Genomic DNA, 15808 nt, shown 5'->3' with positions numbered 1-15808 from the left:
CTTGGCAATGGAGAAAGGCCCTCGAAATAAAAAAATAAAAAGAGACAGGGTTAAGTCGCCTTAAAGCCCAATATCGCAAGGCTTCGGGACGAGTTTAGGGGGGGGGCTCAAGGGTGTCCCATAATAGCACTCTCGCAATCGGACAGTCGGCTATTCGTACTCTTCAACGAAAGGCCATATATTGGACCGAATATCACGATCTCAACTCCTTGATAATCTTGAAGACCGACGTTTTACCGACTCCACTCTCGCGAACGATATCGGCGGGTTTCATTCCGCTACGATAAAGCTGCCGAACTCTTTCTTTCTTCTCTGCGTCTAACGGAGCGCCTCCTTTATATACGCCTCGTGTTTTTGCCTCCGCTATCCCCTCGAGCTGCCGCTCTTTGCGGAGGTTAGTCTCGAACTCGGCGAAGACCCCAAGCATGTCTAGGAACGCTTTACCTGCGGCTGTGTTCGTATTAATCGGCTGTTCGGTCGCCTTTGCCCAGATGAGCTCAGCAAATCAGGGGCGGAGCGATTGACTCGGACACACCTATGGGGCTATAAAAGTCGAGTCAAAGCAAGGAGATAATGAATATGGAATTTAATGTTCCTGCGTTTCGTCCCCACCAATTTGCCAATAGAAAACGAAATATCGACAAGGCCGTGAATGGTCTGATTGGCATTTTAAGCGGCGTTACAGCCGACACTAAGCTCAATCAGAACGAACTAATGTATTTAAACATTTGGTTGAAATCCCAGTCTTCACTTAGAGACGATCCCGACGCGATAGATCTATTGGATCTTATCGCTGATGTTGTCGAAGACGGAGCGGTGTCGTCGGAGGAAATGCATGATCTTCTTACTCTATGTAACGACGTTGTAACTTACCGTTCATCGGAAGACGAGGGGATTTACGAAGCTAAGATCAACGAATTTCTCGGGGTGTTACAGGGAGTCGTTGCCGACGGGAGCGTAAATCGACAAGAGTTCGATTTCCTAATTGGTTGGCTTCGAGAAAACGACGTAGTCGAAGACGATTGGCTAGTCGAACAGGTAGTCTCGCGAGCAAATCAAATTATGTCTGACGGGATAGTTACCCAAGGAGAACTAACAGAATTTGGCGATCTAGTTAAGCAACTTACTGGTTATCAGTTCAACGAGACTGGATCGGCAGAGTGTTCGTCTATCGCCTACCTGGAAGATTCCATCGAAAAAATTGAACAGGATAGTCTCATTTGTTTCACCGGGACCTTTGTTTCTGGTAGTCGACGCATTTTGGAAGGATTAGCTGTCTCAAAGGGACTTAAGCCCAAGAATCGTATAACCAAGTCGTTAAACTACCTTGTTATTGGTGAGTTAGTGACTCCTGACTGGCGGTTTCAGAGCTATGGGCGGAAGATTGAACAAGCCGTCAAGTATCGGGAAGAGGGAATACCCATAAAGATCTTATCCGAGAAAAATTGGACTCAACTAATCGATTAGAGAACCAATCTGGCGTCAATCTGGTCTGAATAGTCCATACAGCGGTGTGGGGGCAAGGAGATAATATGGAAGTGAATCTGATACTAAGAAAATACGGAGTTCCACCTCGAGGTCCTTATGAGCCAAATGCCACAAAGAATCAAATGCATAAAATATGGAAGTTGGGGTTCGACCCCCATGAGACAATCCAGTTCCTTGGTAAGGAGCAAGCAAGTATTCTTATTGATGCCCTAACTGCTCAAGAGCAAGCCGCAGTCGAATTTCATCTGTTAAACATCCAAAGGGGTTCCCATAAGAAAAAATCGATTATCTTTTTCACCCTGCTTTTACTCTGTACTTGGGTAATAGTCGAGTGGCCAGCACAAGGGCTCTTCTTAATATTCCCTGCTATAACACTTGTATTCCTAGCCCTTGGCCATTTTATCGCTTGGTTTAGGCTTCAAATGCGACTCTGTTAGGGAAGGTAGATCTTCTCTAATTTGAGATATATTAACCTGTCGATCACCTCTTCGCGATTAACCAAACTAACGGATCCATAGCGTCCACCTTCTCCCTTGGCGCTGTGGCCCGTTATACGATCGCTAACGCTGTCAGGGACCCCAAGCCCTCGTAACTCCGTTTTAACCGTGTGGCGGAACTCGTGGGACGGAGCTTTTGGATTAACGCCTTGCTCTCTGACTATCTCGCCCCACCAGGGGCTGAACTTAGTCGAAGCCTTGCCGTATTTGTCCAGAGGAATCTCGGGGAACAGTCGGCCACTCTTTGACTCTGTAACGAAATCGAGAAACCCCAACTCAACAAGGTGTTTATGGATCGGGACATGTCGGACAGAACTATCAGACTTGACCGAACGTCCCTCACCGCGACAGATGTTCAGGTAATAAACCCCGTCGTTCTGCTTTACGTCGGCCTTGTGCAGCTGGGCGATTTCGTTAAGACGCGCCCCAGTATATCGACAAATGATCGGGACCCAGTAAGAGGCCCATCCGTACCGTCTGTGCGCCGTTGGGTCGTTAAAAATCGGGTGACTAAAGATTCGGGTTAACTCGTCTTCGGTATATCCACGCTCAAGCTCCGTCGCCTCAGTAACCCTCTTAGCGGTGGGCTTCTTAACCCTTTCTGCCGGGTTGCGCTCTATCAGCTCCATTTCAAGGGCGTAATTAAAAACCGTCGCGACCTGCTTTAAGGCGTTCTTGACGGTTGCCGGAGAGAGTAGGGGACAGCCGTTTACTTTACCGTAAGCGATCTGCTCCTTAATCGAGAGGGTGCGTACGTCCTTGGACTTTGTCTTTGGAAGCTGTAACAAGGTGTCCCGGTAGTGCGAAATATGTCTAGGCTCTACTTTATCGATCGGAATATCGCCGATAACTTCAATAAGGCGTTTAAAGTGGGACTCGTATCCGTCGAGTGTCTTGGCCCTACTTAATTCGCCCCCGCTTTTAATGTCTTCCGACGTTCGGTATGACCTCAAGACTTCGGACAGTAACCTTCCGTTAGTCTTAGCGGTAGGGTTATCTGGGCTTCTCACCCCGGCGACCTCGATAGAGAGTGGCTGGTGGGCGATTGACTCGGCGGGACGGTAAGACCAATTGCTGTTCAACCGGGCAAGGCAAAGAGATTCTAACTCGAATAGGTGATGCGAGAACTCTCTTGCCAGCCAACGGTATTGATCGGTGCCTCTGGGGACGTTCAGGGCCTCAAGGCGTAACTGTTCGTCGATAAATTCACTGAGCTGGCAGGCGAGCTTATCTACCTGAGATGGACTGGGATCGAGCATGTCGGACCCAGTGATAGCCAGATGAAAAGAAATCTCTTCGAAATAGACATGGCCATCGGGACTCTCGACCCTTGAGACTAACCCAACGTCTCCACCTCTCTTGTCGATCTCGTCCTTCATGCGTTCGTACCAACGAGCAGCGATAACGGCTGCATCTTTAACGGTAAGGGCGATATTATCGTCGTTACCCGATCTGAGCCTTGCAAGGCTAAAAAGGTCGTCGGTTTCGGCGATGTGAGGGACGATTAGGCGCTTGGCCTCGCTAGGGCTTTTCGTCTTAAGGGAGCGTTTTATTTCCCGGCCACGACCCAACGCTCCCCTTATGTCAGCGGGAACGGCTCTTCGGAAATAATAAACGCCGGTCTTGGGGTGTTTCCAGGGACTAGTCATCGACGGCATTCTCTACCACCTCTTTGTACCAGTCAATGCTCGACGCGTTTTACTCAGACCCCAGAAACGACGAGGCCCCGCGAGTTGCAGGGCCTGTCGATAAGATGGCGGTGAGGGAGGGATTCGAACCCTCGATACGTTGCCGTATACACACTTTCCAGGCGTGCTCCTTCAGCCACTCGGACACCTCACCTAATTCTAATTGTCTTTGCCGTGTTGATTTCTGAGGGGGCTCAGGAGCACTGCGGCGTGCTCGTTGCTGATGCCTACCTATAAAGGTTCTACCGGCCAATTCAGCGCCGCGTATGGTAGGGAATTCAACTACCTTAATCAAGAAAAATATCCCAAATAGCAATCAATCGCTGGGTTTATAGGCAGAACCGCCAATAAGGACGCTCAGATATGCCGCTAACCCATTGACACAGATGGGACGAAGCTAAGGGACTGTCACATGCCTACCCCAAGTTCATGGGGTTTTAGGTTGACTCTGATTTTTGCGTGTGTAGGGTCTTTGACTATGCTGCCAACCTGGCAAGCCATGTATCTTTTTAGCGACAGCTAACTACCCCATTTACCGTTTAGAGGCCGGGCTACCCCCGCATCAAAGTCTCTTCCTCCAACTCGGCGAACAATTCGTCAAATGCGTTTTGTTCTTCCACCGGGGCTGAAGCGGCCAGCTTGTCCAGCTCCTTCAGTTTTTCAGGATAGGGCATATGGCTGGCCGCCAGGGCCTGCGCTTTGCGAAGGGCCTTGCTGGGTTTAAATTGGTTCTCTTGCAATCTTTTGTGTTGGTGAGCCATGGTTTCCTCCTTGAGTTGGGTCAGTAAATTGTAGGCAATTTTCGCGCCGACAGGGCGACTTGTAGTGTGGATTTTCGTATTTGCGAAATTGACTGATACACTGACCGGCAAAAGCATAATAATCAGACTCACCATGGACCACCTTGCAGCGAACTCCCAATCCGACTCCGATTTTGAATCACAGAAACCTGGCCTGTGGCGGCGTTTTAAAAACCGTCTCGGCCTGCCGGGCAAGAACAAACCACGGCGGACCTTTCGGGAAAAGCTTCGCCAGTTAACCGTGTCCCAATGGTTCTACCTGGCTGCCTTTATCGTGCTTTTGAGCACCATAGGTGAGAGTCGCCAACCGAATGGGAATGTGATCAACTATGCGGTGATCATCCTGGCCGGCATCGGTCTGATCCGGGAGATGTGGCATCTGTTTCATACTATCTGGGAGAAGACCCTGGGCAAGGGGCTGCTGCTGGTGCTGTATGCGGGCACGGCCAACCTGGCCCTGGCCATAGCGGCCCTTAAAATCAACCATATTGCCGGCGTTGAGCCCACTCCCTTTATTTTTACCCTGGGTTTTACCACCTTTCTGACGTTGCCGTTCTGGCTGGTAACGGCCACGGTAGTGTTTTTTTCCGTGGCGCTGGTGGCCGGCAATCTGTGGTTGTTGATCTGTCTTTTGTTGCGCCTGGTGGGCATCAAGGTGCCCATACACTGGGAAGACAAGTCCTTCGTGGTGGCCTTTATGATCCTGCGCATCATTATGATCCCCGCGCTGATTATCGGCTTGGTTCATTTGGTGGAGCCCTATGCCAAACAGATGGATGTATTTGGCGACGGGTTGGTGCTAATGACGGGCCCATCCTCTGATGTGGACAAGCAAAATCTGGAAGACATGAGCCGCAGGGAACTGACCACACTACTGGAACAACTCACCGGGCCTCAGCGGGCCAGAGTTCAGGCCAGACTTGATGCGGCGGGTTTGATGGAGGGACAAACAGAGCCTGCAGAAGCACAGGAAGCGGTGGTCCCGGCTGTTGATGCTGAACGGCCTGATGGTGCGGCTCAGGCAGACGCTGCCCCGGTCGAGGAAGTGCGTTTTATTGATATGATGGTGGCGAGGTTTATCTACCATTTTGAAACCTACCCTCATTCGGCCTGTGCCAAACGGCCCGAGCAGCATGCCCTGACCATAGATGACTATTCCATGTTTGTGGCCGAAAAGGACGACTCACCACTGGGATACCGCTTTTCTGTGGAGCCTTGTGTGCCGCGCTATACCAAAGAGCCGTCAGAAAGCGGGCAATAAACGCCTTGTCATTGCTGGCTCAGCGACCGGCAGTTCGCTCCCTACAGGCAGCAAAAAAGGAGTCCGGCAGGACTCCCTTTTTACTGGATTGGCATAAAGCCATATGCGCTCGCTTTATCCGCCCCTGGTTTCTTAGAAACGGTAGGTCACCCCCATATTGAGGTTGGTGCCCAGCCCCTTGACGCTGTAGCCGGTGCCGTAGCGAAATGCCTGTGAGCGGGCCGGGAAGTAGTCTTCATTAAACAAATTTTCGATTCCGGCAAACAGCTGCCACTGGCCCAACTGGTAGCTGGCAGACAGGTTAACCACATCGTAACTTTTGATAGGCCCCTGGTCGCCGCTGTATAAGCCTTCACTGTTGGGCTCAAAACGGTCCCGGTCAAACAGGTGCAGCCAGGTCAGGCTGACCGACAGGTCGTTACCGGGTTGATAAAGCACCGCTGTGGTCAGCTTGGGGGCGCTGATCTGGCGGGCCCCCAGATAGACGTCATTTTCGGTATCCTTGCCTTCTGTATAGCCGTAACCGGCGCTGATGTGCCAGGCTTCCGCGAAGTTATACTCGGCGGCCAGTTCATAACCCCAGATTTTTTGCGGTGCCCGCACCGGGCGGTAAATACCCGTTTGCGTGTCGAGCTGACTGCCGGTGCCCAGCTCAGAGGTACTGCGGTATACGGCCAGGCTCAGATACAGGTCCTGCAACTGGCTGCTAAAACCCGCCTCATAGTTTTTGATCACCGAGGCTTCGCTGTGGATCAGGCCGATATCGCTGACGGTGGCAGTACGCAGCAGCAAGCCCAGATCCGGCACCTCGAAGCCTTCGGAGTAGCTTAGGTAAGGCGAAAAGGCTGAACCGGCATGGTAACGCAGACCCAGATTGTAGGTGGTGGCATCATAATCCAGCTCACCGCCGGTCACTGCCATCGGCGCCGAACAGGTCTGGGCGCTGCGGCACAGCCTCAGGGTCTGGTAGTCGTCCACCTCAACATTGATGGACTCGCGACGGGCGCCGGCTTTTAATGTCCAGTCATCGCCCAGTTGCCATTTGCTTTGCAAAAAAGCCCCTTGTGATCCCATGTCCATTTGCGGTACCCAAATACGGCCGTCAAGCAGGGGCTGTGAGGTGACATCTTCGAGCAGATCCAGGCCGTAAATCAGGGTGGCGTCGATATCGCCGAAGTTCAGTTGGGTGGTCAGCACCGAACGAAGGCCACGTTTCTCAGACAAAATGGCGGATTGCCCACCGTTAAATCCCTGCTCGGGATTGGCCAGGCTGGATGACCAGAAAAACACATTGTCGATCTTCTGCTCGTAGGCATCCAACACCAGCGCAGTATTGGCAAAGAGTTCGTCATTTTCGTACTTGAACATCAGATTGTAATTGCCCTCGGGGCCCTGAGGGGCGCCAGTGGCGGATTGCCCCTCAGGCAGAGGCACTGCATAGGTCTTACCGCCCAGATCTATCTGGCCGGGCATATCCATATAATCGGCATTCTGATCCGAGTCGTAGTAGTTGTAGGTGAGCTGCAGGCGCTGGCTGTCGGTGAGTGCATAGCCGAGTTTGACGAACAGATCCCGCTGTTTGCTGTCTGACAGGCCGTACTGGAGGCCCAGGATGTCGCCGTCGGCATCCCGCTGGACACCGTATTTTTCCTGGGAGGCTTTGGCCACGTAGCTGAACTGTTCCAGGCTGCCGTCGGCAGATATGACTGTGCGGTAGCCCAGACTGTCCTCGGTCTTAACCAGGCTGGTCTGTACCGATTGGGTCAGGGCAATGTTGGCGGCTCCCTGGCCAGGCTTTTTGGTGATGTAATTGATCACGCCGCCGGCCGCACCGTTACCCCAAATGGACGTTGCGCCCTTGACCACTTCAATGCGTTCTATGCTGGCCGGATCCAGAGTGCGGATGCCCAATCCACCGTTACGCAGTGGAGTGTCCTGGGGCACACCGTCGATCATTACCAGTACATTCCGGCCACGCAGAGTCTGGCCAAAGTTGCTGGTACTGCCCGTGCTGGCCGCCATGCCCGGGACCGCCACCGAGAGCAGGTTTTGCAGCTCGCTGCTGACCTGCAGGTTGTCTTGTATGGTCTGCTGGGTAATCAAGGTGATGCTGGCGGGTACTTCATCCAGGCTTTCAACGATGCGGGAGCCGGTCACCGTCAGTCGCTCTACTTTAGTGTCGGCGACATCTGCCAGGGCCTGGGAGCTGGCCATCGCCACACAGACGGCGAGATAACAAGGAACGAAGCGCGAATTGGGTTTCATTGGATTTCCGTACTACTGCTACGTGAGTGTGGCGCGAATTCTAATTAATAGTTATGCATATGACAATGGTTATCATTTAACTAATTGTGGGTAGCGGCCCCGCTTGAAACAGCGTCAGTCACCGGCAAGATGGCTGGCAAAGAAACGTGAAGGAAAATGCATGAAAAACATGGGGAGCGGGAGCCACGTCAGCCCAGTTCCGTGTGGTAAATAAGCCCGACCTGGGGTCGGGCTTTAACCTTGGCTAGCCTGGCCGAGGGCTCAGTACTTCTCTACCTTCTGATCAATACGACCAAAAATAGACAGGCCATTTTCGTCCAGCATTTCAATCTGGATGCTGTCCCCAAAGTCCATAAAGGGGGTGGATGGTTTGCCCTGTTGGATGGTTTCAATCATTCGCACCTCGGCGATGCAGCTGTAGCCCACGCCGCCTTCGCTGATGGGTTTGCCCGGGCCATCATTCAGCTTGTTGGACACTGTGCCCGAGCCGATGATGGTGCCGGCAACCAGTGGACGGGTACGGGCTGCATGGGCAATCAGCTGACCGAAATGAAAGGTCATGTCGATACCTGCATTGGGCTTACCGAACAGTTTGCCGTTTAAGCGGGACACCAGCGGCAGGTGCAGCTTGCCCCCCTGCCACTTATCACCCAGCTCGTCGGGGGTCACACAGACAGGACTGAAGGCGCTGGAGGGCTTGGACTGGTAAAACCCAAAACCTTTGGCCAGTTCACCGGGGATCAGGCCGCGCAGTGACACATCGTTGACCAGCATTATCAGCCTGATGTGGTTAAGCGCCTCATCGGCTGACAGCCCCATGGGCACATCGTCCACCACCACGGCAATCTCGGCCTCGAAGTCGATGCCGAAGCCTTCGCTTTGTGGCATTCGGATGGGATCCGTCGGCGCCAGGAAGCTGTCCGAGCCGCCCTGGTACATCAATGGATCGGTCCAGAAGGATTCCGGCATCTCGGCGTTCCTGGCTTTGCGCACCAGCTCCACGTGGTTCACATAGGCACTGCCGTCGGCCCAGTGATAGGCGCGGGGCAGGGGCGAAGCGCACCGGCTCTGTTCAAAGGGCTCACCGGCCAGCTCACCGCTGTCCAGGGCCTGGAAGCGGGTGTTAAGGCGCTCTTTAACCTCGTTCCAGTTGTCCAGGGCCTGTTGTAAGGTCGGCGCAATATCTTCCACGGATACCATGCGAGCCAGATCGCGGCTGACCACTACCAGTTTGCCGTCGCGGCCATGCTTAACACTGGCCAGCTTCACTGTTTGTCTCCGTTAAAATCCCCTTCGCCGTGCAGCCAGGCCGCATGTTTGGGGGCCTGCTTGGTTTTGGCCCACTCGTTGAGCATGTCGTCGGCCACCCGTTTGAGCTCATTCAACATGCCCGGCTTGGCTGTGTTGGCCGCCAGCTCGATGCGATGGCCATTGGGATCAAAGAAGTAGATGGACTTAAAGATGGTGTGATCCGTCGGACCCAAAACCGATACCCCAGCCTCTTCCAGTCTTGCCTTGGCGGTCAGCAGTTCATCCATGGAGCCCACTTCAAAGGCGATGTGCTGTACCCAGGCAGGGGTGTTCTGGTCGCGACCCATTTCCGGGGAATTGGGGATCTCAAAGAACGCCAGCACGTTGCCCTGGCCCGCATCCAGAAACACGTGCATATAAGGATCCGGCTCCTTGGTGGAAGGCACTTCATTTTCGGCAATGGCCAGCAGAAAATCCATGTTCAGCAGATCGCGATAAAACTCGACCGTCTGTTTGGCGTCCTTGCAGCGATACGCCACATGGTGAATACGTTGAATTTTCATTGTCCGGCTCCTTATGCCTTGGCCTGTTCTTTCTTGCCGACGATGCCGCGGGCCACCTGGTCACGCTCAATGGATTCGAACAGGGCCTTGAAGTTACCCTCGCCGAATCCTTCGTCTTCCTTACGCTGGATAAACTCGAAGAATACCGGCCCGAGCACGGTTTCAGAGAAAATCTGCAGCAGCAGACGGGGCTGACCGCCTTCTGTGGTCCCATCCAGCAGAATGCCGCGGGCTTGCAGTTCTCCAACCGGCTCACCGTGGCCGGGCAGGCGCTCTTCCAGCATCTGATAGTAGGTCTCAGGGGGAGCGGTCATAAACTTCACGCCCTGCTTCTTCAGTCTGTCCCAGCAGGCAATCAGATCGTCACAGGCAAAGGCGATATGCTGGATCCCTTCGCCGTTGTACTTCATCAGGAACTCTTCAATCTGGCCGCCGGCGCTGGCTTCTTCATTAAGGGGAATGCGGATTTTGCCGTCAGGCGCGGTCATGGCCTTGGACAGCAGGCCGGTATATTCGCCTTTGATATCGAAGTAGCGGATCTCGCGGAAGTTGAACAGCTTGGAATAGAAGTCAGCCCAGTACTGCATGCGACCGCGGTACACGTTGTGGGTCAGGTGATCCAGGGTGTGGAAGCCGCAACCTTCCGGGTGACGGTCTACCCCTTCCAGCCACTTGAAGTCGATATCGTAGATGGTCTCGCCTTCCTTGTAGCGATCGATCAGATACAAGTTCGCGCCGCCGATGCCCTTGATGGCAGGCAGTCGCAGCTCCATGGCGCCGGTTTCTATTTCAATGGGTTGGGCACCCTTGCGCAGCGCTTCGGCGTAGGCAAACTGGGCATCTTTAACCCGAAAGGCCATGCCGCAGGCAGAGGGACCGTGCTCAATGGCATAGTAATAGGCATGACTGCCGGGCTCGTAGTTGGTGATAAAGTTGATATCGCCCTGGCGCCACAGTTCGACGTCTTTGGACTTATGCCGGGCCACTTTTACAAAGCCCATGGACTCAAAAACAGGCTCAAGAATGCCTTTTCTGGGAGCCGTGAATTCTACAAACTCGAAGCCGTCCAGGCCCATTGGATTGTCAAATAAATCAGCCACGCTTATTCCCCTTGTTGTCTCTACTGGTTAGATTGGGCAATCTGGTCGCTACGAACCTTGGAACCTGCCCAATCGTGCAATTTGTTGTGCAGGCATGTTAGTTTCATCTGTAACTTTTCACAATAAGGACACCCCGTTGGACAGGTCCCCGCCGTTAAAATTACAGCGCTTTTTGCCCTACAGACTGTCAACTTTAGCTAACAAAATTTCTCAGTCCCTGGCCGAGCAATACAGTAAGCAGTTCGATTTGAGTATCCCCGAGTGGCGTATTCTGGCCATACTGGGGGAGGAAGAAAGCTTGTCAGCCGTTGAGATAGTGCAGCGCACCGCCATGGACAAGGTGGCCGTGTCACGGGCTGTCAAAAAGATGCTGGACAAGGGAAGGCTGATCAAAGCGCAGGACGACAAGGATAATCGCCGCTTTGCCCTGGCCCTGTCTGAGGCGGGCAGAAATCTTTACAGCGAAGTGGTACCAATCGCCATCGCCTACGAAGAGAAGCTGATTGCCGATCTCAGTGCTGAGCAGATCGAACAGATGGACAGCCTGTTTAATCATCTGGATCAGGTTATGTCCAGCTAATCTCTTATCCGTCAAACGTTTAGACGCCGCCCCTTGGAGCAGGCGCAAGACTTATCGGAAAAAGCCGCAATTTGCAGGTTGTTAATCCCTGTCGGCTCCTTTAATCTTCCGGTCCTTGTTCGATGAGGTCCCTATGCGATTACGATTTTGGCTTATGTGGTTGTCTGTGGCGCTTACCGCTGCAGGTAAAGCTGAATCAGCAGATATGACGGTTTATACGGAGCATTTTCCCCCCTATCAGTTTGTTCACAAAAATAGAGTGGTCGGCATCAATGCCGATATTGTCAGGCGCATGTGTCAGAAGGTAGAGGCCGAGTGCCGGTTTGAATTGTTGCCCTGGCAGCGGGCCTACCAGAATGTTCAGCAGGACAGGGCGGGGGGACTGATCTCAACGGCCCGCAGTGATGACAGGGAACAGCAGTTCCAATGGGTGGGGCCGTTGGTCAAGTCCACCTCTTACCTTTACAAGCTGCGTCAGCGTGAGGATATTCAACTGGTTAATCTGGCCGATGCCACCCGCTTCACCATAGGTATTCCACCCAATGATGTGTACGAGGCGATACTGATCCAACACGGCTTTGAGAAAGGCCGCAATTTGCTCAATGTGTCTTATAAACACGCGGACATGAAGCTGTTCGCCCTGGGCAAGCTGGATTTGATAGTGGGCTCACCCCTGACCCTGCACTATCAGGTACAGGCGACAGGTTTCGCGTTGGAGGATCTGGTGCCTGCGTTGGAATTCCCCCTGCCGGTTAAAGGCAACTATCTGGCCCTGAACCTGGCGTTTCCCAAGCCACTGAAGCAGCAACTGCAACAGGCGCTGGATCACATGAATGACGAGGGTGTCGTTCAGCAGATCATCGAACAGTATCGCAAATAATCACCCAGTTCAGGCAAGTGGCGACTAGACTGTCGCCACCAGGATCTTTTCTTCAAGCAAGGTGAGGATTTCCTCTTCGTTGTGGTTCAATTCGCCGTCCACATCGACCATTTGCCTGGCCAGTTGCATGGCAAGCGCCGGATCTGCCTGCAGATCCGCTTTTAGCTCAATCAGAAAGGGTTTGATGTTGTCACTGTCCAGGGCCTGTCTGGCTTTTATTACGGCCTCGGCCCGGTACATGTCGATGGGGATGCGGCTGTGCCATTCCATGCCTTCGGCTATATCGTCGACAAAGTCCTGTTCGCTCAGACGAATACGCTGATCACATTGATAAATAAGGGTTAGAAGCTTGAGAAGAGCCTGGTTGAACGACTGCAGTTCTGATGGATGCATTGAAACTCCTTGTTCCTGAACGACAATGGATTGCGTCCTACAATCCTTGTTTTTTATTATCTGTCTTAATTAAAGACAATTCCACAAAAAAGGCCAGTGCGGATGGCTCAAGCAGCTTCATAATTGCGGCAACCTCGCTGCAAATGCGAGCTGGCTAGTCGTCTGCAGAGTTTGACGGTGGGGCGTTGGACGGGAAATAACGGCTTTCGCCAATGGCCAGGGTAACAAAGGGAGCCACATCAGGCTGTGATGCCATGGCCTGGTCCAGTAGCTGAGCCGGTTCGTCCAACGGCTCGGCGCTGAGCTGGAAGGTAGACCAGTGCATGCCGATACTGAACTGGGCCTGCACTTCCTGGTGTATTTTTACCGCCTCGGCCGGGTTCACATGATAGGGCTTCATAAAATCCCTTGGTGAATAGGCGCCGATGGGGATCAGGGCAAGATCCACAGGGCCGAAGCGCCTGCCGGTCTCGACAAAGTCATAGGAGTTGTAACCCGTATCGCCGGCAAACCAGACAGAAAAGTTGCCGACGGCCAGATGCCAGCCGGCCCACAGGGTCTCACGCCGGTCAAACAAACTGCGGGCCGACCAGTGTTGGGTGGGGGTGGCGGTCAAGGTCAGTCCGGCCAGTTGCCGCGTTTGCCACCAGTCGTATTCCTCCACCCTGGCTTTTTGCAGGCCAATATCGTCAAACCAGGCTTTTAGCCCAAGGGGCACATGGTAGACAGGCCCCTGGCCCAGCGCCTCAATAGTTGGCTGATCCAGGTGGTCGTAATGATTGTGAGAGATAACCACATGATCGATTTGTGGCAAATCCTCAAAAGAGTAGGGCAGGGGCGCCAGCCGTTTTGGCCCGGCAAAGCTGACCGGCGAGGCGCGGTCCGTCAGTATGGGGTCAGTAAGAATATGCAAGTCGCCGATACTGATGAGAAAACTGGAATGGCCAAGCCAGGTGACCCGGGGTCTGTCGGATTTTTGCCTCAGATCCACAAAAGTCTCTGCAAGGCGGATCCTGTCGGTTTGTTCGCTCTGATCGGCAAAAGGCACATCGCCGAAGTATTTAACCTTTAAAAAACCGAATACGGTTTTTTCCGGATCCACAATATGCGGGTTATCGAATTTGCCGTTTTTTACCGGGGCCGTGGTGTTTTCCGGCAACGGTTGGGTGTAGCTGCAACCGGTCAGACCCAGCCAGAATATCAGCAGTAAATAGCGTGTCATCACCGACCTTGTCGTTATTTGACAGTAAACCTTGTCCACTAAAAGATATCATCATATCCCAGCGCCGTCGGACGCCACTAAACAGGCTGGCTGGTGAGCGGGCCGTCGGAAGGCGACTGAATATATCGGTATACCCGGTTGCGGCCCTGCTCCTTGGACTGGTACAGGGCTTTGTCGGCGCAGCCGTAGAGCTGGTCAAAGTCGTACCCGCATACCTGGGTGTCGGCCACACCGAAGCTGGCGGTCAGGGTGAATTGTTCGCTGCTGGGCGAGGTATCGATAGAAGCTATGGCCTGCCGGCAGGCTTCTGCGACCTGCATGGCCTTGTCGATGGAACAGCCCGGCAGCACAATGGCGAATTCCTCACCGCCCATGCGGCCAATCTGGTCCTGCTCCCGGCAGACCCGTCGGGACGCTTCGACGGCTTCTTTTAACGCCCAGTCGCCAGTCTGATGGCCGTACTGATCGTTTACGTTCTTAAATAGATCCAGATCAAAAATCACAAAAGCCAGGGGCTGACGGGTTTTCTGATGATAGTTGAGCGCCGATTCGGCCACCTGGCTGAAATGGCTGCGATTACTGACCCCGGTCAGATCATCGGTTTCTGCCTGCTTACGCAACTGAATATGCATACGGCGGTTCTTATAGGCCCACAGCACCACAACCAGAATCACCAGCATCAGAAACGCCATAAACAGCCGGCTGTTCTCCTGCTCTTCCTTAGCCAACCGCGCCTCTGTTTTCAGCAAAGTATTTTCCTTATCCAGCAGTTTAATCTGGTTGGCCTTTTCTATGGCGTCGTGCTTGGCCTGCTGGATGGCTAGTTGTTTGGCTTTCACTTCGTCGAGATAGGCTTTATCGGCTTCTGCGTATTTTTTAAAATAAACAAGGCTCTCTGAAAGGTTAAGTTTCTTTTCTGCAGCTATCGACAAGTTTTTATATGCAATCACAACAGGCTTTGTAGGCCCCATAGCACCAGATTTTTTAATCGCTTTCAGTGCAAATTTTTCAACCAGTGTTAAGTTACCTTCGACTAAATAAGCAGAGGAAAGGGTGGAGTAGAACTCAGCCATGAGTCTCGGATAGTTTGTTTTCTCAATAAGCTCACTAGATAATTGTAAAATATCAATGGCTCTTGTTGATGAGTTGTTCTCTATTAAATATTCGGCATAATGTGTTCTAATCATTCCGCTTATAACAAGCTCGCCGCTTTCGTCGCATTTTCTTATTGATTCGGTTATTTCTCTATCTTTGATGAAGACTTTTCTGTTTATTTTTGATTCGTATTCTATATGCTTTGCGAGACATAAATTTCGTGCGTCAGGCTGGCTGGAGATGACAAGTAGGGCTTTTTGCTCTGCGCTTTCGTAATCACCAATCTGATTGAAAAATATACCCATTACATTAAGAGCGTTATGCCTATACTGTCCTGTATAGTTCGCTAACAAGTGGTTTGTTTTTTCAACATATTCATAACCGCTTGTGAAATTCCTAGTGTTTGCATGCGTGTTTATTATGGATGCCGCAGAGCGTATTTTCACATCTATATTTTTTGCAACCTTAAAGAGAGATTTGTAAATCTTTAATCCCTCTTCATACTTTCCAGAATAAGATAACTTGTAAGCCCTAAGGTATTCTAGGTATTCTTTTTCTTCTTCATTTAGTAAATTGTAACTTTTTTCTATTTCTGCTAACGCTAATGAAAAGCCATGTAGATCTGAACTTCTTATTCTATCGGCGTCTTCTAGTCTGTCATAAAAATTACCAGCACATAAAGTGCTGGTGATAAATAAAAGGCAACAGAAGAATATTCTAGTCAT

The 15808-nt window shown here is 52.2% G+C and carries 15 protein-coding genes and 1 tRNA gene; 5 read left to right on the top strand and 11 right to left on the bottom strand.

Annotated elements, in window-relative coordinates:
* Window positions 1-193 precede the first annotated feature (193 nt).
* Window positions 194-427: a helix-turn-helix domain-containing protein gene (locus J0A66_RS19190; protein ID WP_241264317.1), complete on the bottom strand. Its 234-nt coding sequence runs from the start codon at window positions 425-427 to the stop codon at window positions 194-196.
* Window positions 428-579: 152 nt separating this feature from the next.
* Here J0A66_RS19190 and J0A66_RS19185 point away from each other — a divergent pair, with 152 nt between their 5' ends.
* Together J0A66_RS19185 and J0A66_RS19180 are read left to right on the top strand one after the other, a co-directional pair.
* Entirely contained in the window at window positions 580-1467 is an 888-nt protein-coding gene (locus tag J0A66_RS19185; protein ID WP_206575474.1) for a BRCT domain-containing protein, read from the top strand.
* A 65-nt stretch (window positions 1468-1532) separates the two neighbouring features.
* A complete protein-coding gene (locus tag J0A66_RS19180) occupies window positions 1533-1925 on the top strand; it encodes a hypothetical protein (RefSeq protein ID WP_206575473.1) in 393 nt (130 codons plus the stop codon).
* Here J0A66_RS19180 and J0A66_RS19175 read toward each other — a convergent pair.
* From J0A66_RS19175 to J0A66_RS19165, 3 genes are all read right to left on the bottom strand, one after another.
* On the bottom strand, window positions 1922-3643 hold the full coding sequence (locus tag J0A66_RS19175) for a DUF6538 domain-containing protein (RefSeq protein WP_206575472.1): 1722 nt from the start codon (window positions 3641-3643) through the stop codon (window positions 1922-1924). The genes J0A66_RS19180 and J0A66_RS19175 overlap by 4 nt on opposite strands.
* 96 nt (window positions 3644-3739) lie before the next feature.
* Window positions 3740-3827: transfer RNA gene (locus tag J0A66_RS19170), tRNA-Ser, on the bottom strand.
* 397 nt (window positions 3828-4224) lie between these two features.
* Window positions 4225-4434, bottom strand: a complete 210-nt coding sequence (locus J0A66_RS19165) for a hypothetical protein (protein ID WP_206575471.1) — start codon at window positions 4432-4434, stop codon at window positions 4225-4227.
* Window positions 4435-4567: 133 nt separating this feature from the next.
* Between J0A66_RS19165 and J0A66_RS19160 the strand changes: the two genes are divergently transcribed.
* Window positions 4568-5734 carry a hypothetical protein gene (locus tag J0A66_RS19160; protein ID WP_206575470.1) on the top strand — a complete coding sequence of 389 codons (1167 nt, stop codon included), beginning with the start codon at window positions 4568-4570 and terminating at the stop codon, window positions 5732-5734.
* A 132-nt stretch (window positions 5735-5866) separates the two neighbouring features.
* Here the strand turns inward: J0A66_RS19160 and J0A66_RS19155 are convergent, their stop codons facing one another.
* The 4 genes from J0A66_RS19155 to hppD form a co-directional block, all read right to left on the bottom strand.
* The gene (locus tag J0A66_RS19155) at window positions 5867-7999 is read right to left on the bottom strand and encodes a TonB-dependent receptor (protein ID WP_206575469.1); all 2133 of its coding nucleotides are present in this window, start codon (window positions 7997-7999) and stop codon (window positions 5867-5869) included.
* A 261-nt stretch (window positions 8000-8260) separates the two neighbouring features.
* A complete protein-coding gene (locus J0A66_RS19150; protein WP_206575468.1) occupies window positions 8261-9268 on the bottom strand; it encodes a fumarylacetoacetate hydrolase family protein in 1008 nt (335 codons plus the stop codon).
* Window positions 9265-9813, bottom strand: coding sequence for a VOC family protein (locus J0A66_RS19145; RefSeq protein WP_206575467.1), 549 nt, complete (start codon window positions 9811-9813; stop codon window positions 9265-9267). Before J0A66_RS19145 ends, J0A66_RS19150 begins: the two co-directional genes overlap by 4 nt.
* Before the next feature lie 11 nt (window positions 9814-9824).
* Window positions 9825-10913: a 4-hydroxyphenylpyruvate dioxygenase gene (gene hppD, locus J0A66_RS19140; RefSeq protein ID WP_206575466.1), complete on the bottom strand. Its 1089-nt coding sequence runs from the start codon at window positions 10911-10913 to the stop codon at window positions 9825-9827.
* A gap of 94 nt (window positions 10914-11007) precedes the next feature.
* Between hppD and J0A66_RS19135 the strand changes: the two genes are divergently transcribed.
* Window positions 11008-11493 (top strand): MarR family winged helix-turn-helix transcriptional regulator, encoded by a 486-nt coding sequence (locus tag J0A66_RS19135; protein WP_439098882.1) that lies wholly within the window; start codon window positions 11008-11010, stop codon window positions 11491-11493.
* A gap of 133 nt (window positions 11494-11626) precedes the next feature.
* Complete coding sequence (locus J0A66_RS19130) at window positions 11627-12373, top strand: substrate-binding periplasmic protein (RefSeq protein WP_206575464.1); 747 nt, start codon at window positions 11627-11629, stop codon at window positions 12371-12373.
* Window positions 12374-12397: 24 nt separating this feature from the next.
* On the opposite strand, the gene J0A66_RS19125 is transcribed toward J0A66_RS19130, so the two are convergent.
* The 3 genes from J0A66_RS19125 to J0A66_RS19115 form a co-directional block, all read right to left on the bottom strand.
* Window positions 12398-12766, bottom strand: a complete 369-nt coding sequence (locus J0A66_RS19125; RefSeq protein WP_206575463.1) for a hypothetical protein — start codon at window positions 12764-12766, stop codon at window positions 12398-12400.
* A 154-nt stretch (window positions 12767-12920) separates the two neighbouring features.
* Window positions 12921-13988: an MBL fold metallo-hydrolase gene (locus tag J0A66_RS19120; protein WP_206575462.1), complete on the bottom strand. Its 1068-nt coding sequence runs from the start codon at window positions 13986-13988 to the stop codon at window positions 12921-12923.
* Between the two features lie 77 nt (window positions 13989-14065).
* Entirely contained in the window at window positions 14066-15808 is a 1743-nt protein-coding gene (locus J0A66_RS19115) for a GGDEF domain-containing protein (protein ID WP_206575461.1), read from the bottom strand.

Source organism: Bowmanella dokdonensis, from assembly GCF_017254865.1.
In the GTDB taxonomy this organism is placed as follows: Bacteria; Pseudomonadota; Gammaproteobacteria; order Enterobacterales; family Alteromonadaceae; genus Bowmanella; species Bowmanella dokdonensis.
Note: the sequence above shows the minus strand (reverse complement) of the source record. Positions and strands in the feature narration are given on the sequence as shown.

Bases quoted from the DNA above. Each gene is read 5' to 3' on its own strand.
- J0A66_RS19160 (WP_206575470.1), top strand. From the start codon at position 4,568: ATGGACCACCTTGCAGCGAACTCCCAATCCGACTCCGATTTTGAATCA.
- J0A66_RS19190 (WP_241264317.1), bottom strand. From the start codon at position 427: ATGCTTGGGGTCTTCGCCGAGTTCGAGACTAACCTCCGCAAAGAGCGG.
- J0A66_RS19180 (WP_206575473.1), top strand. From the start codon at position 1,533: ATGGAAGTGAATCTGATACTAAGAAAATACGGAGTTCCACCTCGAGGT.
- J0A66_RS19175 (WP_206575472.1), bottom strand. From the start codon at position 3,643: ATGCCGTCGATGACTAGTCCCTGGAAACACCCCAAGACCGGCGTTTAT.
- J0A66_RS19115 (WP_206575461.1), bottom strand. From the start codon at position 15,808: ATGACTAGAATATTCTTCTGTTGCCTTTTATTTATCACCAGCACTTTA.
- J0A66_RS19165 (WP_206575471.1), bottom strand. From the start codon at position 4,434: ATGGCTCACCAACACAAAAGATTGCAAGAGAACCAATTTAAACCCAGC.
- J0A66_RS19120 (WP_206575462.1), bottom strand. From the start codon at position 13,988: ATGACACGCTATTTACTGCTGATATTCTGGCTGGGTCTGACCGGTTGC.
- J0A66_RS19155 (WP_206575469.1), bottom strand. From the start codon at position 7,999: ATGAAACCCAATTCGCGCTTCGTTCCTTGTTATCTCGCCGTCTGTGTG.
- J0A66_RS19145 (WP_206575467.1), bottom strand. From the start codon at position 9,813: ATGAAAATTCAACGTATTCACCATGTGGCGTATCGCTGCAAGGACGCC.
- J0A66_RS19125 (WP_206575463.1), bottom strand. From the start codon at position 12,766: ATGCATCCATCAGAACTGCAGTCGTTCAACCAGGCTCTTCTCAAGCTT.
- J0A66_RS19185 (WP_206575474.1), top strand. From the start codon at position 580: ATGGAATTTAATGTTCCTGCGTTTCGTCCCCACCAATTTGCCAATAGA.
- J0A66_RS19130 (WP_206575464.1), top strand. From the start codon at position 11,627: ATGCGATTACGATTTTGGCTTATGTGGTTGTCTGTGGCGCTTACCGCT.
- J0A66_RS19135 (WP_439098882.1), top strand. From the start codon at position 11,008: ATGTTAGTTTCATCTGTAACTTTTCACAATAAGGACACCCCGTTGGAC.